We start from the raw sequence: 21503 nt of genomic DNA, 5'->3' as shown, positions 1-21503 counted from the left end.
AATTATTTTCCTGTTGAAAAGACCCTATTTTTCTATCTAATTTATCCAAGGTATATGATACCAAATATCCGGAGAATCTCTTTGCAAACAATTGTATTTCAGGTTGAAAAAAGAAGCGCGTTTTTTGAAGAAGAAAATGATTGTTAACTTGTTAGCAGTGTGGCGGTACACTATTGTCATCAACCTATTATTCTATGATTTTTGTTTCTATTTACTTATATTTTTATTGTTACTGAACTCTACTTCATTAAAAGTTTGTTTATACCCCAGATTACCTCGTGTGAAAATAAGAATAAGTAAAGCGACAAATCCCAATCCTATCACTACAAATATATCCGTATTTTTTAAAACAGGGTTGGTGGAATGAGTTTGTGCTAAACTAAACGTATTTACACTCGCATGAATTAGCATGATTATAAATAAGTTACCGTGGTTGCAGTTATAGACCCAAGTAAGAATGATTGAGATTGGCAAACATAGTAAAATAAAAATTGGCAAATGAATATATAGGAGAGAAAGGTCAGAACCCGGGCCACCCCTTTGTGCAGCTGTTAAGAAATGTGGAAGATGCCAAAAAGTCCACAAAACACTAAGTAGTAATGTAGCTTTTAACGGTCCAAATTTCAATTGTAATCGAGGCAGAGCGAAACCACGCCATCCGATTTCCTCGGGTAAAGGCCCACCGAGAAAGAAAATTGCTACAAAAGAGAAGAGATAGGTTATAAAAAATTCAAAATTAAGGTCACGGAAAGTTGGTATCTCTCCATTTACTATAACCATCCCCAGAAACATTGTAGTTGGGATAACGATGAGAGTAAACAAGTACCACTTCAAACCGATCTTAGTAGTTAGAATGCTTTTTCTAACTTTTTTCCATGACTCTTTGCCTTCAAGAGTTCGAAACATGATATATGCTGCTAACATAGGGCCTGCAAATGCATTGGCAAAAAAGAAAATATGAAATGCTTTTGTTTTAGGGAAAATACCCCATTGGGATAAGATAAATGGAATTAATACAACCCATGAGAATAAATATGCCATCACGAAAAATGAAGTTAACGGATAGGATTCAAAATACCCTCTCAGACCTGCTGATGAGTTTTTTGATTTTGTTAAATACTTCAACACAATCACCTCTTCATTTATAAAAAACTGTATATGTGCTAATTCTACATGTTTGGATAAAGAACCTTTTTGATAAAAATACACAAAAATCCCGAATCATGGGGCTTTTTTAAGTGTCCATGATTTGGGGGACAGTTCAAATTGTCAGTTCTTTTTGTATTTTAAATAAGTAATTATTGAGGATGTAATGAGAAGAAAAAGAACCCTATTGGGTTCTTTTTCAAGGCATATTAACAGTAAGGAGAATCATGAAATGCTACTTCAAATCTTTATTAGGGGAAAGATTTTGAAAAAGCTTAACATACATCTATTTTTACATAAATGTAATATATAGTAAATTGATAATATTTATACTTACTATTACTAATATTCAATTAAGATAGTTAACACTATATGTATAGTATTAACTGATGTTTAGTGTAGTATACATTTAGGAATCTAGTATTAGATTACCATTGTCAAAAAAGCTAATAGATTTATCATTTCAAATACTAACTAACATTTAAACGATTTTAATTGAAATGGGATGTGTATTAACTCTTATAAACTAATGAAAGTAAATAAAATAAACAAAGACCCTGTAAAAATACAGGGTCGGATACAGGGTTAAGGGAACATATAGTTTCTTAAAAACATAATAGCATATATGTTTTTGATAGCTATATGAGGATTTTGACAAAATTAAGAACAAGACAGAAAATCTTTAAAAAAGAAAAATGTTTTTTAAATTAAAAGAAGAAAAGACACCTTTTGAGTGTCTTTTCTTTTGGGATACAGCTCACATATTGCTGAATTAGATATGAAATCATAATTCAACTATGAAATAAACAACTTAAGAAATTTTAACATAATCTGAACTGGAAAAAATATGTGATAGTGCATTTTTATTTTTTAACTGTTTTATTGGTATAGAAAAGCAGTATAAATAAAAAGGGCATGCAGTCGTATCTGCCGCCCCTTTAGGAGGAATTCAAGACACCAATAGGACACGTATTGGTAAAAAGGCTCAAAAATAGTATATGTAAAAAGAAAAAGTCCTATTCCAAAAGTGGGCTGAGCTGTATCTTTTTTACTTATTCAAAAATCAAATACCGTTCTTTTCAAAAGCAGTACAGCAAACATATGGTTTGGAATGGAATAAGAAAAAGTATACATGAAAATGGCAGACAACAATTTTGTCGCCTGCCAGTGCCAATGGACTGAATGAGTTAGTCAATTACTATAAATTTACTACCCCATTACCAGAAGAGTGAAGCCGCTAGTTCAAACGGCTTAAAACTAGTTTGCCTAAGAAAGAAAAAATTATGAGTGGAAATTTTGTTTGCTCTATATGAAAAGATAATGAGATATTCATCAGACAAGAATAATACAGCATACCTTGAATAGGGTGTAGGAACGAATTAAGGAAAAGAATGTGATTAAGGAAGGGACTGAATCAGGAGTGGGAATTTCGGACAGGATTTGGAGAACCGTGGTTGCCTTGGGCATTGCGAGTAATATCGTTGCTTGTATAATGGCAGTATACATTCAAAAATATGAGCTAATGATAAACTACCTTACAAATATTTTATTTTTAATAATTATAGCGATAACGTATATTAAGATGAAAATTAACAAGTGGGTGGCGTTAGGATTTACGTTAGTTGTAATGGAAAAAGGTATTAAGGCAGGCTATGACTTCTACACACATGATTACTATGGTGTCAGTTGGAGTTTAGCTATCATTGTCTATTGCATATACGAGATGAAAAATTATTATGTTGAAACAAATAAATAACCGCAAAAAATAAGGGTTAGTAGGTGGAATTCTTGTTGAAGTATACAATTTTTTTAACAATGATATTACGGTCCTATTTTTTTACTTCAATAGCAAAAAAAAGACGCCATAAGGCGCCCGAAAATTGGGTAAACGAGGTTTTAGTTTTCCAATCTAAAGAAATTATGTATCAGCTCACAATAAGAGCATATCATAATATGCAATCAAAAAAATATGCATTATTACATATATGAGTTTAACAAAAGTAAGATGGGAATAAATCAAAATAATATAAAAAAGACACTACAAGAGTGTCTTTTTTGAGAAAATACTCTATAATTAACTTTGGGGAAGGTAATGTTAGAGTATATATTTAGCATTATCTTTATATTTGATAAACCATGAAATCAAAAGATTTTGTGGTTTATTTTTTGAACAATAGCTATTACAGTATTGGTAGTGAGCTATTGATCATTATAAGCATTAGGAGAGAAGGGATTAAAAGTCTAACATCGAATAACGGTTCCGGAATATAGTGTTGCGAAATGATCTCCCATATCCCAAACGGTACTTGCTTGTATATAGCCTTTAAAGCCTTCTGAAGAATAATAAATCTCTTTTGGTATACTTTCTTTAGTTTGGAAATGTGCTTTAGAATATTTTACATAATGGTTTTTAATAACTTTTGATTCTGGAACAATATTGTTTTTTTGTTCCAATGTTTGCCTAGCACTAGAAGGTGGTATGAATTTTTGAGTGTCTTGGTAATTATGATCTAAGGTGTCAGCCTGTACACTGTGTGACGACACAAAGAAGCTTAAACTACTTCCCACAATTAATGTTGTAAATACTAACTTTGAGACTTTTGTTAATCTAATCATTTTATAATCTCCTTTTCATTATTTTGTAAGGTACCTCCTTACACCTCACAGTCTATATCCACTACATAAGGGTGTACATACATATTGATAGACAAAATTCTACAAAATACCTTGTGTTTTTTGATTTGTGTATAATAATTCAATATTTGATAATTTATCAGAAGTAAAAATGCAGGCCTTATATAAAGGAAAATGAATAATTTATGCAGAGCTTATATATAAAATTATTGTTCAAATATTCTAAAATGAGTTGATAAAGATGGTGTGGTATTATTAGACAATAATTGATTCGATAGGTTGGATTTGAAAAGTGAATTCTCTTTTTGAGCTTTTATTATTTAAAATAACTAAAGAATAAGTACAAGCACATAATTTAAATAAAAAAAAGTGAGAAAAATGATAAACATTCTTCTCACTTTCATCAATTAGGGTGGCATATACATAAATATGCGTTTGAGAGGATTTTTGGATGAAAAATCCACATACATAGTATAACAAAATATTTAAGGCACTTCGCATGTAATATTGCATATAAAGAGTTGATAGATATAATAGTTAGTCTATTTCTATTATTTAACGGATTTTCCGAAAGAATGATCCTGCCTTAAGAGAGTGCAGGGTGATAGGCGAGAGAAGAATTTTGATTTGGCGTAGCCAAAAAGAACAATACATATCAAAATATTAAGTTTGTTGTGGTGCACCACCATGATCGCCAACACTATATGTAGGAACAGGGTAATGTCCATGAGTAGCAAACTGATCCGCTTTAGAAAGTGGAGAAATTCCCACCGTTAGAATCCCAATAAAAGCAATACCCGATAATAATAGGCTGATTTTTTTCATTATTTTAACACTCCTTTTTCAATTGATTTTCGTCTTGCTTGATAACAAATATGGAAATAATCACTTACCTTTTGGTGGTTCTCTAATTGTCTACATTTTGTGGCAAATAATTCGGCGTATTCGACAACATATTCCCATAATTCTTCTTGTTCAAAGTATAAGATTCCTTCTTGAATGATTTTTTCTAATTCTTCCAGTGGAATATTTTCATTTAATCTTTTTAAAATAGAGAAGTGGTGTGAGTATTCTTCGTTATGAATTCCTCTGCAGATCTGTAATCCCCTATCAATGAGTTTGCTAGCTGCTAATTGTTCTCCTAATTTATAATGTTCCTTAGCCTGTAGGAAGATAGCTTTGAAGTGTGTAGGGATTTTTTCTGTTACTTCTGAAAGGTGACGAATAGCTAACGTAGACATACTTTGATCAGAATACAGCCACCCCATAGTACTTTTTACGTATAACAAGGAATCTTCTTCCTTATTCTTCTGTAGTAATTCAATTGCACAATGTAGATATTCTTCTGCCTGTTCGTACTGCTTTAAATAGATACAGCAACCCCCTAACAAACTATTACAAAAGGCTGTTTTTACTTCATAACCTTCATACTTCGAAAAGATTGCTCTCGATTTATTTGCGTATTCGATAGCAGTGAGCATGTTATAGGTATGATGATAAAAAGTAGCAATTCTATAGTAGAATTCAGCATGTTCAATCTCATCTGGAATGTTTACTAGTATCTTTTCTGCCAGTTTATAATGTTCCTCTGCCTCAGTAAAACTTGATATAAAAGTGGAATGAATGGATTTGAAAAAGTGATAGTAGAAGCGTAGAAAATGGTCTGTAGGCATATCATAATCACTAATAGCATCAAAACTATTTTGTTGAATACCGAGGCTATCTGTTAAGACTGTGTAACGAAATTCAAGTAGTGAGTAATATAGTAACAAATTTTGATCCTGACGTTCTTGATTTGACTCAATGCTTAACTTAGTAATTTTTTCATCAATTTTCTTTTTTAGATTAGTAGCTTTTACAACTTGTTGAGATAGCATAGATCGATACCAGTCGTTCAATAGAGAGGTTAATTGCTCATTTCCCTTTACTGAAACACTCACTATATACTCCCCCATCCTATAGAAATATCTTAATCCTATTTAATTGTAACTATCATAGCAAAATAGAAGGGGAAATGGAGGCGTTTTACAATTTTTTCAATAAAATTCATAAAAACTAATCAATTTATGTCGAATGTACGTAGAATTTAATACCTAAAATGATAAAAAGAGGACGCATTATTATTTACGACCTCTTTTTATTAATCACATCAGTTTAAGCAAAAACTTTAATTTAATTATGTAGATTCACGAATAATTAAGTTTGTAGGGTATTCAATAATTTTACGTTTAATAGATTCATCTGTATTTATATATAGTAGTATCTCGTTAACGGTACGTTTACTCAGTTCAACAATTGGAATATCAATAGTACTAATTGTTGGGGTTGTAACTGTACAAATTAATTGATTATCATAACCACAAACAGCTAAGTCAGTTGGGATAGAATACCCCCTAATAGTAGCTCCTTTAATGACTCCAGCAGCAACTTGATCATTTCCAGTAAATAATGCAGTAGGTTTATCTTTAAATTTATCTAGCTTCTCAAAAATTTTAAATCCATCATTAATAGTAATTGCATCTCCAAATAGCCAATTTTTATTGAATGGTAATTGTTTTTCTTTTAAGGCATGCAGATAACCTTGTTGGCGTTTTAATTGTGCTTGACTATTAAGAGAGTCAAAACAAAAGCCAATTTTTTTATAACCTTTGCTTATTAAATGTTTAACAGCTTTGTATCCCGCTTCAAATTCATCGTAACAAATTATCGGAATAGGTGCATTTTCCTCATACTCATTACAAAGTATTATAGGCCCATAAGCTAAATAATGCTCTATATTTTCCCAACTATTTTCTAGAGATGCGAGAATTACACCATCTACAGCTTTATTCTTTAGTAATGAAAGTAATTCAAGCTCTATTTTTTTCTCATAAAAAGTCTGATAAATTAGCAATTTGTAATTGTGTTTTAATAATTCTTTAGAAATTTCTCTAGCTAATTTCCCGAAAAAGGGATGATCTATATTTGGAATTGATAGAGCAATGGTTTGTGTCTTATTTACCCTAAGATTCCTAGCTAAAGAACTAGGAGTATAGTTGAATTCTTTCATTACTTTTATTATTTTCTCACGTTTTTCTGAATTTACATAAGGATGATTATTTAGAACTCTTGAAACAGTAGCATTTGATACATTACATAATTTAGCTATTTCATTAATTGTTACCATAGAGAAACCCTCCGTAAAAAATATGTTGACATGTAATCGATAACATAAAATATAGTCTACTCATGATTTTCAAAATAATTTCTTAGAGGTAATTTAACGTGAAAACTCTTACTATAATTTCTTGACATAGTAAAGCCAATTTAGCTTTATTAAAGTGCTTACAGGGGGGGGACAAAAGAAAAAGAATTTGAAATTAGTAATATATTACCGAATCACAAGATGAAAGAGAAATTATTTAGGGAAAACAAATTGAAAATGGATATTGATATAGAAAAAGATATGTTCAATTATAGCAGAAAAATATACAGAAAATATAATTTATGCCAGTTAATCGGTTGATTTCTCAAGATGAGGTTGAAAAAATTATAGCAGTTTTAAAAAATATTTTACCGACAGGTCAATTCACAAGTGGACCATTTTCAAAAAAACTAGAAGAAGTAATCGGAAGTTATTTAAATAAAAAGTCTGTAATTGCAACAAGCAGTGGTACAGATGCCCTTATGGTGTCATTGTTATCTATTGGTATTCAGCCGGGAGATGAAGTAATTATGCCAGCTAATAGTTTTGCTACTACTGAAAATGTTGTGTTAGCGGTCGGAGCAAAACCTATATTTGCAGATATAGATCAGAAGAGTTATTGTATTGATCCATCTAAAATAGAAGAAGCTATCACCAAAAAAACTAAATGCATTTTACCTGTGCATTTGTATGGTAAGCAGTGTGAAATGAAAAAAATTTGTGAAATCGCGGATATATATCAATTAAGAGTTATTGAAGAAGCATGTCAAGCTATTGGTTCTTCAAATCTTGGAGAATATGGAGATATTATTGTCCTTAGTTTTAATCCATACAAGAATTTTGGTGTATGTGGTAAAGCTGGTGCAATAGTTACTAATAATGAAAATCTTGCAATACGTTGTAATCAATATAGTTATCATGGATTTGAAATTGATAAAAAAATAAAAAGGTATTAGACTTTGGATTCAATTCTAAAATTGATAATTTGCAAGCAGCTATTGGTTTGGAAAGGATTAAGTATTTATCATGCAACAATTTAAAAAGAGCGTATTTAGCTCAACGATATATTCGTGAGTTGAAGGATTTAGAGGATAGAGAATTAATAAAGCTACCTATGATGACAGAAGATAATGTCTGGCACCTTTTTCCGATTAGAATTGAAAATGGAAGAAGAGACGAGTTGAAAAATAAATTGTACCAATTGTATAACATTGAAACAGATATTTATTATCCAGTATTATCTCATATGCAAAATACCAAGTGGGTAAAGGGAAATAATCTGTTAAATATAGAGCAAGTTCATAAAGAAATATTACATCTACCTTTACATCCAAATATGATGTTAGAAGAGCAAAATTTCGTTTTGGAGGGATTATTCAATGTCAATAAATAATGAAGTTTTAAAGTCTTTAAATTTTGAAAGACTACCACTGGTTAAAAAGCCTAAATATGTAGTGTTCTGTGATTTTGATGAAACTTATTATCCTCATAACATGGATGATTCTAAAAGAAGCAATATGAAATTGTTAGAAAAGTATTTGTATGAACAAGGAAGTAAAGGGGATTTAGTAATTGGTTGGGTAACGGGAAGTAGTTTAGAATCAATTGTTGAAAAAATGAAAAAGGGTGGTATACAGTATTTTCCTCATTTTGTGGCGAGTGGATTAGGTACAGAAATAACGTACTTTGATAGCAACGGGACTACTATAGATGATCAAATTTGGGAAGAGAGAATTATAGAGGGTGGTTTTGATTCTTCGAAGATTGAAAGAATTATTAAATTGCTAGAATCAAAATATGAAATTTTTTTAAGACCTCAGACACAATTAGGAAGTTCTAAGTACAAATTTAATTTTTATTATGAAGAGCAAAATGAATTTATTGATGCAAAGAATTTAGAAAAGATAGGAGAAATCGGAGAGATATTCCAAGTTGGAGTTAATATTAACAAATGTAATCCATTAGCTGGTGATCCAGAAAATTGCTATGATGTAGATTTTATTCCACTTGGAACAGGTAAAGATGAGATAGTGAAATTTATTTTAGACAAGTACGAACTAGATAAAACAAAAGCAATTGCTTTTGGAGATAGTGGGAATGATTTAAGGATGCTACAAGCTGTAAGGCATGGCTATTTAGTAGAAAATGCAACAGAAGAGGCCAAAAAAACACACTCAATGCTAGCTCAAGGTGAATACTCGATTGGAATTTTAAATACTTTAAAGCACATTATTAATTAAAAGGGGATGTTCATATAATGAATATTTGGATTATAGGTGCAGGAAGTATTGCAAGAGCTCATTCTAGAGCATTATCAACTATTGATAATTGTAAATTAGTTGGAGTGTATGATGTTAATTCTGAGAATGCCGATAAATTGGTAGGGGATTTTGGTGGGAAGGTTTTTAATAGCTATGAAGAGTTACTAGAAGTAGTTGATGAGGTAATAATATCTTCTCCGAATTTTTGTCATAAATCTCAAGCTGTTCAAGCATTATTAAAAAACAACCATGTTTTATGTGAAAAGCCTATGGTGATTTCTTGTGAGGAAGCAAAGTACATGATGACAATAGCAAAAAATACTAATCTAGTCGCTTCAATGGGGGTTAACTAGCGCTACTTATCCTATGTTAAGGCTTTAAAGCAATTAATTCAAAATGAAGAATTAGGGGAAATGGTAGTAATAAGATTGCATTTTGAAAAAAATAGCGCTTTTAGGAGAACTTCGTTTACTTGGCGAGATGATTTTCAAAGTAATAGAACTAGTGGAGCCTTGGGAGATTTGGGAATTCATCTAATAGATTTACTATGGTTTTTATTTGAGAGTGATTTTAGAGAGGATACCGTTCGAACTAAAATCAAAACAAATGTTAAGGAAAAAGAAAGCAAACCAGTTTTTGTTGATGACTATGCTGAGGTTTATGGCCAAAAATGTTTTTTTACCCTTTAGAAATGCATAATAGCAGTTTTGTTATGACTAATTTTATTAAAGAAAAACTTGCAACAGGATATGATGCTAAAGGTAATGCCATTCCATTTTATCAAACTAGACCAACCGATATGCCACAAGGGAGTATGTTTTCTACAGGGATTGATGTAGCCAATTTCATGATTGCTCAATTGAATGATGGTAAATTTAAAAATAACCAAATACTACAAAAAGAAACTGTAGAAGATATGCAAAAAACAAAATTTGTTTTACATCCTTGAATACCTATGAAAAGAATAAATTTTCGTTCTGGGAGAACTTCAAAATGTTAGCTTGATAGCAATGTGAATGGAACACTCACTGATTAAAGTTTCACTTTATTCCACACCACTCTCCAAAATAGAGAAAGATCCATTCTCACAATCAATTTCTGCCATTGCACCGTAAGGTAAAATAAACTTCGGTTCAGTATGGCCAAAATTTAAATTATAAAGAATCGGCAAAGCTTCTAAATTATGTTCCTTCATAGCTTTCAGTATTTCGTGTTTATATTCTTCATAATACTTTTCGTCTTTCGGTTTACCAAAAATGATTCCTTTTGCTTTTTGTAGAATGCCTTGTGCTGCATAATTTCGTAACCAATATTTTATATAACTTGGTTCTGGATGATCTTCAGAAGTTTCAAAGAAGAGAATACTATTCTCCCAATGTTTTTTCTCAGGCCAAAGTTCCGTTCCTTTTGCAAATTCCAATACTTCAATACATCCACCAATTAAGCGCCCCTGTACAGTGGTAGAGCCTTGAAGTAGCTCATATCCATTGTTTTGCTGCATCGTACGTCTTGTATCTTTATTTATTGTAATCCATTCTAAATGCTCACTTGTCCATTCATGAGCTGGTTGAATCTCGCCAATCGTTTCATTTGAAAAGAGAGTACGATTTACCATTTCAATTGTGTATGGATCCATCTCTACATTTTCGGCAAAATCGGTCAAAATTGCTGGACCATATAAAGAGGAAAGGCCTGCTTTATGACAAAATAAATGTGAAATAGTAACGTCAGAGTAACCCATAAAAATTTTCGGATTTTTGCGTATCACATTAAAATCTATATAGGGAAGTAACCGGATGCTATCTTCACCGCCAACATTCGCGATAATTGCTTTCACGCGTGTATCTTGAAATGCTGTCATTAAGTCTTCTGCACGAGCCTGTGGGTTGTTATAAATGAATTCGCTACCTTTTAAACTATTTGGCATTGGAATAACAGTAAGACTGAAAACTTCTTCTAATCTTTTAACTCCTTGCTCATATCGCCATCTTATTTCAGAATCACCTGCGCCTCCCCATGAAGGACTTACTGTCGCCGCGATATCTCCTGCTTGTAACCTCTTTGGTTTTATTAACATATGAATCCCGCTCCTACATAATGTAATGAACTACGGCTATACAAACCGTAGAGTTGAAGAACATTGTACATGACATTAGTTTCTCCGCCTCCAATAAGTTCACCTGCTGTAATTTGAGAATTTAGTATTAGTGCTGAATATAGGAATAATCTACAAACATTTTTTGTTAAAATTTATATTTGAAAATCACAGTATGCATCATTGCATGAGGAAAACGGTTGTTATTTTCACAACCTGTAACTATAATGATTACAGGTTGGTCGATACCAATCAAAAAAATAAAATCATCATGAATGGAGATGTTACATATGGGTATGAAAAAAATAATTTTAGCAGGTGCTTTAGGGATCGCAGCATTATCAGGAACAAATGTACCAGGATTAGAACTAACAAAAGCAAGTGCAGCTTCTATTGAATCGAACTTCTCGACGTTAGAAGGACTAGTAGTAGAAGTAGATAACGGTGTAATTGTTGTAAAATCTAAGCAATATGAGGAACCTGTTAGTGTGTATATTGATTCACTTTCAAACGTGAAAGTAGGAGATGAAGTAAAAGCTACTGGATCTATGATGCGTAATTTTACAGAATATATGGTTGCAACTGCAGTTGAAAATACAACAAACAAGTTAGGTATGCACATGAAAGAAGATGGCTCACCTAATTATGTAATTGGAGAAGTATCAAAAGTAGGAACGATGGAAGATGAGGGAGACGGTGCTACTAAATATGTTGTAGTTGAGTATCCATCGCTAAATGGGAAGAAAGATATTATTGATGTTTTCTTAACAAAGGGACAAGTATTTAATGTGGGTGAGAAAGTGAAAATTGATATGGAGTATGTGGGCTGGGGTGGTATTTCTATTAACTGGAACACAGTTGATCATATTGAAAAAGTTCATGAAGCAAAGACGAACGCTGAAAATAATGATGATGTATGGATTTGGTCTTAATAAGGCGAGTATAGGTCGTTATTTGCAATTTTCTCCAAACAATACATGTGAAAACTAAATGTATCATGCAGTACCCATCTCATTGCGTATGACAATGAGATGGGTACTTTTTTATTTGAAATTTGTGCAAGTCAATGTTTAGCATTTCTTTTTAAGAGTAAATTACGGGTGAAATCAAAACTTTATTTGCAGTACATAATAAATAATGTTGATTTTTTATCTTATATTAAAATAAAAACAAACCACTGTTCGATTTGAATATTCCACGATATAATAGTGAGAGTTTATGGCAGAATAAATATTTACATAAGAAGTGAGGTACTGTATGAAAAAAAGAACGACAGACATTATTTTTATTATTATCGGTGCATTTCTTTTTGCGTTAGGTGTCAATTTATTTGTTATTCCGAATGAGTTTGGTGAGGGCGGGGTAACAGGTATCACGATTATTACGTACTATTTATTTGAGTGGTCACCAGGTTTAGTGAACTTAATTTTAAATGCGATTTTGTTAATAGTCGGTTATAAATTTTTAAATAAGATTACAACAATTTATACGATTATCGCTGTAGTTACGAACTCACTATTTCTTCATTTAACAGAAGGATGGACAATTGCTTCTGATGAAATGCTCGTAAATGCCATTTTCGGTGGAATATTTATCGGGTGTGGTATTGGTCTCATCATTCGCGTTGGTGGAACAACTGCAGGTACTACGATTTTAGCGAGGATGACACATAAATACTTAGGCTGGAGTATTAGCTATGGTCTACTGTTCTTCGATTTAATCGTTGCGTTTTCATCTTATTTCATCATTGGTGCAGAAAAACTGATGCTGACAATTATTATGTTATATGTAGGAACGAAAGTAATGGAATTTGTAATTGAAGGTTTAAATCCGAAAAAGGCCATTACGATTATTTCTGATAAACCAGATGAAATTGCCGGGAAGGTGACTACTTTAATGGGCAGAGGGGTTACTGTATATTCAGGGCATGGCTATTACACGAAAACGCCGAAGGAAATTCTTTATGTTGTTATTAATAAGCAAGAAGTAGTGAAGCTAAAGCGGATTGTTCAAACTACAGATCCGGCTGCCTTCATCGCTATACACGATGTTCGTGACGTATTCGGAGAAGGATTTGTTGATATTTCGAAGGCTTAAAAATTGTTTTTGATTAAAATAATCTTAATACTAAAACGTGAGAATCTATTTTGAATCATCTGTTTTCAAAATAGATTCTTTTTTAATTAAACGCCAGTCACTTTCAGTTCAATCTTTTACGTTCTAAAGAAAACCGCCGATAAAGCGCTCCAGTCTGTTCTTTAATTTTAAAATGTGAGAGTTGAATAACAATGGGTTATATGCGATTTTTTAATCTACTCCCCATGAGTTCCGCCATTTGTTTTGCATCTGGATTTTCTTCATCGTACAATTTCTCAATAATGTTAATATAATCCGTCTCATTTCGATTTTGACTTAATTTATATGCAGCCTGGATGTCTCCCACCTTAACCTTAAATCCAACTATACTTTTCAGTTCATTTTCTAAGAGAGTAGGGGAAAGTTTATCCCATAATACTGGATTTTCACGATGCTCTTCATATTTTTTCAGCATTGTTGTTAATTCATCTATTAATTCCTCTTTATCTAAAATACTTGCTTTACCATATATATGGACAGCTTGATAATTCCATGTTGGAACTTCTTCATGTTCATACCAAGAAGAAGAGATGTAAGAGTGTGGTCCTTGAAATATTACAAGAACGTCTTCACAAGTTTCAAATGTTCTCCACTGAGGATTCCCATAAGCCATATGTCCAGTAATAAAATAGTCATCACCTTGTTTAGTTAATTCAAAGGGCAAATGAGTTGCGATTGGTTTTTCTTTTTTTGTTGTGACGATTGTTCCAAAAGAGTTTTTTTGAACAAAATCCCAAATTTCATCAAGATTTGTGACTTTAAAATACTTTGGAATATACATAATAGCCCACCTTTCAAAAAAAGTTATATGAGTGTTTTGATCATTATAAGGTCAACTTGTTCGTCATCGCCCATGTAAAAGGAATGAGAGCCAGCTTGTACAAAACCTAAGTTCTTATAAAAAGCAATAGCATTTTCATTTTTCTCCCATACGCCTAGCCAAATATTCTTTTTATTATGTTCTATTGCAATTTCAATAGCATTATTTAGTAGATATTTACCAAGACCATGTTTTTGAAAGGAGCTCTTTATATAAATTCTCTCTACTTCAAGTGATTCATTGCCCATTTCTTCAGACTGAGCATCATCAATATTGACCTTTAAATATCCAGCAATTTCATCGTTAAAGTAGACAAAAAAGAATTGAGAAGAGATATTGGATAATTCTTTTTCTAATTGCTTTAAGTTAAATGCCTTTTCCAAATAATGATGCATATTTTCGGGTGAATTCTGATGTTTAAAAGTCTCATTAAATGTTTCATAACTAATTTCTTGAAGTCTGTGTATATCTTTAAGGGTGCACTTTTCTGTATGTGTAGTCATTTGAATAGTTCGCTCCTTTATATAATCAATAATTTCTCTTATTTCCCTTTTTTACAAATTCCCAATCTTTTTCTATATTTTTTCTTACTCTTTGAAGAAGGTTAGAAATAGTTTCCGCTTCTGTTTCCGAAAATCCCTCTAATGCAACAGTATTTGAATAATCGTTTTCTCTTTTAATAAAAGGATAGACGTTTTTCCCTTTTTCTGTTGGGAAAAGTTTTTTGATTTTCTTGTTAGATTCATCTTCTTTCTTTTCGATAAATCCATTGAGTTCAAGCTTTTTGATAGCACGGGCTGCGGTTGTACGATCTACTTTTATCATCTCAGATAGCTTTTCTTGAATGATTCCTGGGTTTTCACATATTCGCACAAGGTACAAATACTGACCTTTTGTAAGCTCATATTCTTTAAATTCTATATTACTAATAGAATCTAATGCCCTTGCAATCATGCCAATTTCACGAAGAATTTCTTTCATAATGAACTCCTTATCTTTTATTTTTATTGCAAATGCAACAATTTGAAATTACATTTAATATAAAATATTTTTATTGTAAATGCAACAAAAATAACGATGAAGAGGTTGATTAAAATGAAGTATGTTTTTTATGTATTAGGAATTTTAATATTAACCCTTGGTATTTCTTTCACAATACAATCAGATTTTGGCACTTCACCTTTTGATGCACTTTTAGTAGGACTTTCTTTAAATGTGGGGCTTACTGTGGGAAGCTGGGAAATAATAATAGCTTTATTATTAATATATTGTAATTCGATATTAAAAAGAAAAAAACCAGAGGTACTAGGGTTGTTAACAGCATTCATAACGGGTATTGGTATTGATGTGTGGCTATTTTTATTACGCAATTTAATTACACCTGAAATATGGTACAGTAAAATGATTTATTTTGGAATCGGATTAGTTATTACAGGATTAGGAACTGCAATATATTTACAAACAAATTTTGCTCCCATTCCAATTGACCGATTAACTTTAATCATACAAGAATTAACTAGAACGAATATCTTTATAGCACGAACATGTATTTACCTTATATTCTTAATAATGGCAACGATTTTACATGGACCAATTGGTGTTGGGACTATATTAACTGTTTGTTTAGGTGGGCTATTACTGAATTTCTTTATGCCACTTACTAAAAAAGTAATAGATCACTTATTCGTACACCAGAGTACAACATCACCAAGTTATAAGAGTAATAAAGCAGCTGACCACAATGATAACAAGAGTATCTTCTAAGGAATCCTTTTCTTTTTCTTGCAAAAAATCTAATTGTTTCTTAATGTAGTGATGTAGAAGGATGAACGAGAGAGGGTTTAATGAAGATGATACATATTTTATTAGCTGATGACGATAAACATATTAGAGAGTTATTGCATTATCATTTACAAAAAGAGGGATTTAAAGTTTTTGAGGCGGAAGATGGAAAGGTAGCGCAAGAAGTATTAGAGAAGGAAAATATTCATCTTGCGATCGTAGACATTATGATGCCTTTCGTTGATGGTTATACGTTATGTGAAGAAATACGGAAGTATCATGATATACCTGTTATTTTATTAACGGCGAAAGATCAGTTAGTCGATAAAGAGAAAGGATTCATTTCTGGTACGGACGATTATATTGTAAAACCATTTGAACCAGCTGAAGTCATTTTCCGTATGAAAGCTTTATTACGCCGTTATCAAATGCTGAGCGCTGACATAATTACACTCCATGGAACGACAATTGATCGTAAAGGTGTTGAAGTAAAGTGTAACGGCCAGACGATTTTACTTCCTTTAAAGGAATTTGAATTATTATCACAACTAGCTAGTTATCCTGGGAGAACATTTTCAAGAGAAGAATTAATTGAATTAGTATGGGGAATGGATTTTGAAGGAGATGAACGAACAGTTGATGTTCATGTGAAGCGACTACGAGATCGTTTCTCAAAACGAACGGATGATTTTCAAATTACAACGGTGCGCGGCCTCGGGTATAAGTTGGAGTTGAAATAAGATGAAATCACTATATTCTAGATTTGTATTTATGACGGTCGGCATTATGCTACTTAGTAGTATTATCGGCTTTTTATTAACGAACGTATATTATCAAGTGAAGTTAAAACCGTATAATAGTGAAAAGATTTTAAAGTATGCGGAAGAAGTTAAATCGTTATATGAAAAGCAAAGTGAAGAAAATCAAGAGACGTATTTGCATTCTATTGCAAAGTTAGGGTATGAAATTTATATTGTCGATGATCAAAAGAATGGAAAGCGTATCGGCAATGCGTTTCGTAAGACGACGATAAGTGATGATACAGTCCATAAAGTATTGCAAGGTGAAACATTTAATGGTGTTTCTACATATCCGACTCGCCTATTTATTACCGGTTTTTTCGATAATGAATTAATAAATAGTGTCGGTGTACCGGTAAAGCACGGTGATAAACAGTACGCGTTATTTATTCGCCCCGACATTCAGAACCAATTTGGCGAAATGCGAATTTTCTTAGCGGTATTACTTGGGTTTATCGTACTATTAAGCATTATCTTTATAGCGATTGCAGCAGGTTATATCGTTCGCCCAATCCGTAAATTTACGAAGGCTACGCAAAAAATTGCGAGTGGGGAATATAAAATTGAATTAGACGTAAAACGAAAAGATGAAATAGGAACGTTATCTACAAGCTTCCAAAAGATGACGAAAAGTATTAAAGAATTAGATGAAATGAGACAAGAATTTGTTTCGAACGTTTCACATGAATTCCAGTCGCCGCTTTCTTCCATACAAGGTTTTTCAAAAACGTTGCAAACAGAAAAGATGAGTGAGGAAGAAAGAAATCATTACTTACAAATTATTGAGGGCGAAAGTAAGCGAATGTCTAGTTTATGTAAACAGTTACTTACGCTCGCTTCATTAGATAAGGAGGAGAAAGTTCTACAAATAAAAGAATTCAATTTGCAGAAGCAAATTAAAGACGTTATTTTTATGCTCGAATGGAAATGGCGTGAGAAAGATATCGCCGTTGAATTTGATGTACCAGACATTACAATACAAGGTGATGAAAACTTACTTCATCAAGTATGGAGTAACATTTTCACGAATAGCATTAAGTTTTCAAACGATGGTGGAACGATTGAGTTTTTCGTGGAAGAGTTAGAGTCTAGCGTTATAATTTCTATATCAGACAACGGAATCGGTATGGAAAAAGAAGAAATGGATCGTATTTTTGACCGTTTTTACAAAGTAGATACAGCAAGGGCAAGAAACGTAGAAGGTAGCGGTTTAGGATTATCAATCGTGCAGAAGATTGTTGAACTGCATAAAGGGACCGTTTCGGTATATAGCACGAAAGGGGAAGGGACGACTGTTCGGGTTGAACTTCCTAAATAGATGAAAGAGGCTGTTTCGGAACGGCCTCTTCTTTTTGTCGTTTTTTGTCGGTAAGTCGATATAATCGGAAAATCGCTGATATAATTTGAGTTGCGCCGATATATTGTGAAAACCGCCGATATAATTCCAGTTGCGCTGATATATTTGAAAAATCGCTGATATAAATTTCACGTACTCCCATTTCCGCTATAAAGCCGCACCTTTCCCGCGCTCAAAAAGTATCCGCTGTAATTTAATTTCCCCTCTGTAATCTTCTGTTCATATTCCGTTCATATTTCTTTTTTATGATAAGTGCATAGAAAGAAAGAGGAAGGAGCGAGCGAAATGTTTTTAGCTCTGCGTGAATTAAAACAATCAAAATTAAGATACGGATTAATCGGATTGATTATGGTGTTATTATCATTTTTAGTCCTTGTTATTTCAGGATTAGCAAATGGATTATCATATGATAATGCTTCATCGATTCAAAATATGGAGGCAAATAAGTTCGTTTTAGCAGATGATGCGGAAAATAAATTACTTCGTTCACAAATTAAGAAAGACGATGTAGATAACGTAGTAAGTCAAGTAGGTGAGAAAGAGGCAGTTCCGTTTCGTGTGAAAGTTTCAACATATGAAAAGAAAGATAGTTCGAAAAAGGTTGATATCGCTATTTTCTCAAGCGAACGAGATTCATTTTTAGAACCGAACATTGTAAAAGGTGAGAAATTAGGTACAGCAAACAACGAGATGGTTGCTGATGAATCGATTAAAGAGAAGGGAATCGATATTGGAGATACAATTATCGATCCTGTTTCAAAGAAAGAATTTACAATCGTCGGATTTACGAAAGATCAAATGTTTAGCCATACACCAGTCGTTTATGTAAATGAAGACGTATGGGGATCTATTTCACAACCAAACCAAAAAGATTATAGTGCAATTGCACTTAACACAGATAAAGAAATTAAAAATGCTCACGTTATCGATAAAAAAGAAGTACTGCAAAGTATTCCAGGATTTAAAGAAGAGCAAGGAACATTAACGATGATCATTGCGTTCTTACTTGTGATCGCTGCGTTATTAATCGGTGTATTCTTCTATGTTATTACACTACAAAAAACACAGCAATTAGGTGTGTTAAAAGCAATTGGTACGAAGAACTCGTATTTAGCAAATAGTTTAGTCGTACAGGCGTTATTCTTATCAGTCGTTGCGATGGTAATTAGTATCGTTCTTGTACAAGGATTAAAACAAATTTTACCAGCGGGTATGCCGTTCTTATTAACAACACCGATGATTGCACAATACGCAGCAATCTTTATCGTAATTAGTATTTTAGGAACACTTATTTCGTTATACCAAGTATTAAAAGTTGATGCATTAGAAGCAATTGGAGGCGGGATGTAATGACTTCATTATTGAAATTAGACAAAGTAAGTAAAGTGTACGGAGAAGGGAATACGGAAGTAACAGCCCTTCATCCGATGTCGCTTGATGTGAAAGCTGGAGAGTTTATCGGAATCGTCGGTCCTTCTGGATCAGGGAAAAGTACGTTATTATCAATCGCGGGTGCATTATTATCACCGTCAAAAGGGGATATTTACATTCGTGAGCAAAATATTACACAGTTATCAGAAAAGGAAATGACAGATATTCGTTTGAAAAAAATCGGCTTCATTTTCCAGTTTGCAAACCTTGTTCCATATTTAAATGTGAAAGAACAATTGCTTTATATTGCAAAGCTAAAAAAAGAAAATAAACAAGAATCCGAAAAGCGTGCAGATCATTTATTAGCGGCATTTGGATTAGGAGAAAGAAAGAATCATTATCCAAATCAACTATCTGGCGGGGAAAAACAAAGGGTAGCAATCGCTCGTGCGTTCATGAACAACCCAGATTTAATATTAGCGGATGAGCCAACGGCAAGCTTAGACTCAAAACGCGCACGTGAAGTTGTAGAAATGATGAAACGTGAAGTGAAAGAGAGCCAAAAAGCAGCAATTATGATTACACATGATGAAAGAATGCTTGATGTATGTGATCGTATATTGACGCTTCGAGATGGACAGTTAATATAAAAAAAGGAAAACCGTACATGTATGTGCGGTTTTCCTTTTTTTAATGGATTTATTTAGAGAATAACGTTTTAATTTTATTACGAGTAAGTAATAAAACACCGCCTAATACAGATAGCATTCCTAGAGCCATATTGTTTGATTGCTCGCTACCAGCGTTAGGAAGTTCTTTAGCGTTATTGTTTTTAGTACCATTATCTGCTTGCGTTTGTTTGGACTGTGATACTTCATTAATCTTGTTATCAACATTTTGCTTCGTTGTATGTAACTCAGCTAATTTGTCGTCAATTTTTTTCTCAGTATGCTTAAAGTCGTTGATTTTAATATCTAAGTCTTGTTTTTTCTTTGTTAAATCGTCTGAAACAGTTTGTTTCGATTGTTTAATTTCGTTAATTTTATTTAGTAAATCTTCTCTAGCCTTTTGTAATTCAGCTAGTTTGTTTTTTACATCTTGTTTAGCTAGTTCTAAGTTAGCGGAAAGACTGTCTAAATTGCCTTTAATTTTCTTAAGTTCTTCTAACGTGTTACCAGTATTCGGCTTGTTTTCTTTTAGTTCAGCGAGTTTGTCTTCAGCAGTTTGTTTCGCTTTCTTTAACTCAGCTAATTTTTCATCTACTTGTTTTTTAACTTCCTTAAGTTCATTAACCTTTTGATCAATGTTCTCTTTATGTTGCTTCATTTCATTCACTTTTTCATCGACAGTTTGTTTATGTTCTTTAATCTCATTCACTTTGTTATCGATATTTTGCTTATGCTCTTTTACTTCAGCAACTTTATCTTCTACTTGTTTTTTATGCTCTTTAATTTCAGCGATTTTATCTTCGGCGATTTGTTTGTCTTGCTGAAGTTTTGCATCTAACTCTTGTTTATGTTGTTTAATCTCGTTAATTTTTTCATCAGCAACTTGTTTACGTTCATGTAGTTCATTCACCTTCGTATCAACATTTTCCTTAACTTTGTTAAGTTCATTCAATGTTTGATCCACGTTTTCTTTGTGTTGCTGCAATTTCGCATCTAACTCTTGTTTATGTTGCTTAATTTCAGCTAATCGATCTCCCGTACTTTGCTGAGGAGTAGCATCATTTACTTCCGCATGAGCAGAGTTCGCGCCAGCAATCATTGCTAAAGCTAGTGTAGACGCAGCGATTGTTTGTTTTGTTTTCATATTTTTGTACCTCTTTTCTTTCATATGCATGAGCTGTTTTGTGTAAAATTGAGCATATAGAAGTAGATTCTTCCATCATTATATACCATCTGCGCCGTCTAGAGG

General features: G+C 32.5%; 19 protein-coding genes and 3 pseudogenes. 12 read left to right on the top strand and 10 right to left on the bottom strand.

Annotation, left to right across the window (positions count from 1 at the left end; all coding sequences use genetic code 11):
• Positions 1-207: 207 nt before the first annotated feature.
• Entirely contained in the window at positions 208-1125 is a 918-nt protein-coding gene (locus tag ACTFR3_RS03770; RefSeq protein WP_061457460.1) for a CPBP family intramembrane glutamic endopeptidase, read from the bottom strand.
• Between the two features lie 1441 nt (positions 1126-2566).
• On the opposite strand from ACTFR3_RS03770, the gene ACTFR3_RS03765 reads away from it, so the two are divergent.
• Positions 2567-2902 (top strand): hypothetical protein, encoded by a 336-nt coding sequence (locus ACTFR3_RS03765; RefSeq protein ID WP_031312250.1) that lies wholly within the window; start codon positions 2567-2569, stop codon positions 2900-2902.
• A gap of 485 nt (positions 2903-3387) precedes the next feature.
• Here the strand turns inward: ACTFR3_RS03765 and ACTFR3_RS03760 are convergent, their stop codons facing one another.
• The 4 genes from ACTFR3_RS03760 to ACTFR3_RS03745 all read right to left on the bottom strand — a co-directional run bounded on the left by ACTFR3_RS03760 (position 3388) and on the right by ACTFR3_RS03745 (position 6946).
• On the bottom strand, positions 3388-3762 hold the full coding sequence (locus tag ACTFR3_RS03760) for a hypothetical protein (RefSeq protein ID WP_000620456.1): 375 nt from the start codon (positions 3760-3762) through the stop codon (positions 3388-3390).
• A gap of 681 nt (positions 3763-4443) precedes the next feature.
• Positions 4444-4605 carry a hypothetical protein gene (locus ACTFR3_RS03755; protein ID WP_000724102.1) on the bottom strand — a complete coding sequence of 54 codons (162 nt, stop codon included), beginning with the start codon at positions 4603-4605 and terminating at the stop codon, positions 4444-4446.
• Positions 4605-5720: a tetratricopeptide repeat protein gene (locus ACTFR3_RS03750; RefSeq protein ID WP_061457457.1), complete on the bottom strand. Its 1116-nt coding sequence runs from the start codon at positions 5718-5720 to the stop codon at positions 4605-4607. The genes ACTFR3_RS03755 and ACTFR3_RS03750 overlap by 1 nt, the downstream gene beginning before the upstream one ends.
• A gap of 236 nt (positions 5721-5956) precedes the next feature.
• The gene (locus ACTFR3_RS03745; RefSeq protein WP_000256370.1) at positions 5957-6946 is read right to left on the bottom strand and encodes a LacI family DNA-binding transcriptional regulator; all 990 of its coding nucleotides are present in this window, start codon (positions 6944-6946) and stop codon (positions 5957-5959) included.
• 98 nt (positions 6947-7044) lie between these two features.
• Here ACTFR3_RS03745 and ACTFR3_RS03740 point away from each other — a divergent pair.
• The 4 genes and pseudogenes from ACTFR3_RS03740 to ACTFR3_RS03725 form a co-directional block, all read left to right on the top strand.
• Positions 7045-8357: pseudogene (locus ACTFR3_RS03740) on the top strand (DegT/DnrJ/EryC1/StrS aminotransferase family protein).
• Positions 8344-9204, top strand: a complete 861-nt coding sequence (locus tag ACTFR3_RS03735; RefSeq protein WP_061457455.1) for an HAD-IIB family hydrolase — start codon at positions 8344-8346, stop codon at positions 9202-9204. Before ACTFR3_RS03740 ends, ACTFR3_RS03735 begins: the two are co-directional and overlap by 14 nt.
• Before the next feature lie 17 nt (positions 9205-9221).
• A pseudogene (locus ACTFR3_RS03730) lies at positions 9222-9893 on the top strand (Gfo/Idh/MocA family protein); the annotation flags it as partial.
• Positions 9880-10171: pseudogene (locus tag ACTFR3_RS03725) on the top strand (serine hydrolase); the annotation flags it as partial. The pseudogenes ACTFR3_RS03730 and ACTFR3_RS03725, both read left to right, overlap by 14 nt.
• 99 nt (positions 10172-10270) lie before the next feature.
• Here ACTFR3_RS03725 and ACTFR3_RS03720 read toward each other — a convergent pair.
• The gene (locus ACTFR3_RS03720; protein WP_440044172.1) at positions 10271-11302 is read right to left on the bottom strand and encodes a S66 family peptidase; all 1032 of its coding nucleotides are present in this window, start codon (positions 11300-11302) and stop codon (positions 10271-10273) included.
• Positions 11303-11610: 308 nt separating this feature from the next.
• Here ACTFR3_RS03720 and ACTFR3_RS03715 point away from each other — a divergent pair, with 308 nt between their 5' ends.
• Both ACTFR3_RS03715 and ACTFR3_RS03710 read left to right on the top strand, forming a co-directional pair.
• Complete coding sequence (locus tag ACTFR3_RS03715) at positions 11611-12252, top strand: hypothetical protein (protein WP_440044171.1); 642 nt, start codon at positions 11611-11613, stop codon at positions 12250-12252.
• A 325-nt stretch (positions 12253-12577) separates the two neighbouring features.
• Positions 12578-13417 (top strand): YitT family protein, encoded by an 840-nt coding sequence (locus ACTFR3_RS03710; RefSeq protein ID WP_000747497.1) that lies wholly within the window; start codon positions 12578-12580, stop codon positions 13415-13417.
• 196 nt (positions 13418-13613) lie between these two features.
• Here ACTFR3_RS03710 and paiB read toward each other — a convergent pair whose 3' ends face one another.
• The 3 genes from paiB to ACTFR3_RS03695 are packed head-to-tail and all read right to left on the bottom strand — an operon-like array spanning position 13614 to position 15257.
• Positions 13614-14237, bottom strand: coding sequence for a protease synthase/sporulation negative transcriptional regulator PaiB (gene paiB / locus ACTFR3_RS03705; RefSeq protein ID WP_440044170.1), 624 nt, complete (start codon positions 14235-14237; stop codon positions 13614-13616).
• A 23-nt stretch (positions 14238-14260) separates the two neighbouring features.
• Positions 14261-14779, bottom strand: a complete 519-nt coding sequence (locus tag ACTFR3_RS03700; RefSeq protein ID WP_153581400.1) for a GNAT family N-acetyltransferase — start codon at positions 14777-14779, stop codon at positions 14261-14263.
• A 25-nt stretch (positions 14780-14804) separates the two neighbouring features.
• Positions 14805-15257, bottom strand: coding sequence for a MarR family winged helix-turn-helix transcriptional regulator (locus ACTFR3_RS03695; protein WP_326263613.1), 453 nt, complete (start codon positions 15255-15257; stop codon positions 14805-14807).
• 114 nt (positions 15258-15371) lie between these two features.
• Between ACTFR3_RS03695 and ACTFR3_RS03690 the strand changes: the two genes are divergently transcribed.
• The 5 genes from ACTFR3_RS03690 (at position 15372) to ACTFR3_RS03670 (ending at position 20236) form a co-directional block, all read left to right on the top strand.
• Positions 15372-16040 (top strand): YczE/YyaS/YitT family protein, encoded by a 669-nt coding sequence (locus tag ACTFR3_RS03690; RefSeq protein ID WP_086396818.1) that lies wholly within the window; start codon positions 15372-15374, stop codon positions 16038-16040.
• Positions 16041-16120: 80 nt separating this feature from the next.
• Positions 16121-16798, top strand: a complete 678-nt coding sequence (locus tag ACTFR3_RS03685; RefSeq protein WP_000781966.1) for a response regulator transcription factor — start codon at positions 16121-16123, stop codon at positions 16796-16798.
• Between the two features lies 1 nt (position 16799).
• Positions 16800-18176 (top strand): sensor histidine kinase, encoded by a 1377-nt coding sequence (locus tag ACTFR3_RS03680; protein ID WP_438882621.1) that lies wholly within the window; start codon positions 16800-16802, stop codon positions 18174-18176.
• Between the two features lie 324 nt (positions 18177-18500).
• The gene (locus ACTFR3_RS03675) at positions 18501-19565 is read left to right on the top strand and encodes an ABC transporter permease (protein WP_440041501.1); all 1065 of its coding nucleotides are present in this window, start codon (positions 18501-18503) and stop codon (positions 19563-19565) included.
• A complete protein-coding gene (locus ACTFR3_RS03670; protein WP_053564001.1) occupies positions 19565-20236 on the top strand; it encodes an ABC transporter ATP-binding protein in 672 nt (223 codons plus the stop codon). Before ACTFR3_RS03675 ends, ACTFR3_RS03670 begins: the two co-directional genes overlap by 1 nt.
• A 49-nt stretch (positions 20237-20285) precedes the next feature.
• On the opposite strand, the gene ACTFR3_RS03665 is transcribed toward ACTFR3_RS03670, so the two are convergent.
• The gene (locus ACTFR3_RS03665; RefSeq protein WP_061457448.1) at positions 20286-21398 is read right to left on the bottom strand and encodes an LPXTG cell wall anchor domain-containing protein; all 1113 of its coding nucleotides are present in this window, start codon (positions 21396-21398) and stop codon (positions 20286-20288) included.
• Positions 21399-21503: the final 105 nt, after the last annotated feature.

The organism is Bacillus cereus group sp. MYBK14-1 (genome assembly GCF_051916885.1).
Classification (GTDB): Bacteria; Bacillota; Bacilli; order Bacillales; family Bacillaceae_G; genus Bacillus_A; species Bacillus_A cereus.
Note: the sequence above shows the minus strand (reverse complement) of the source record. Positions and strands in the feature narration are given on the sequence as shown.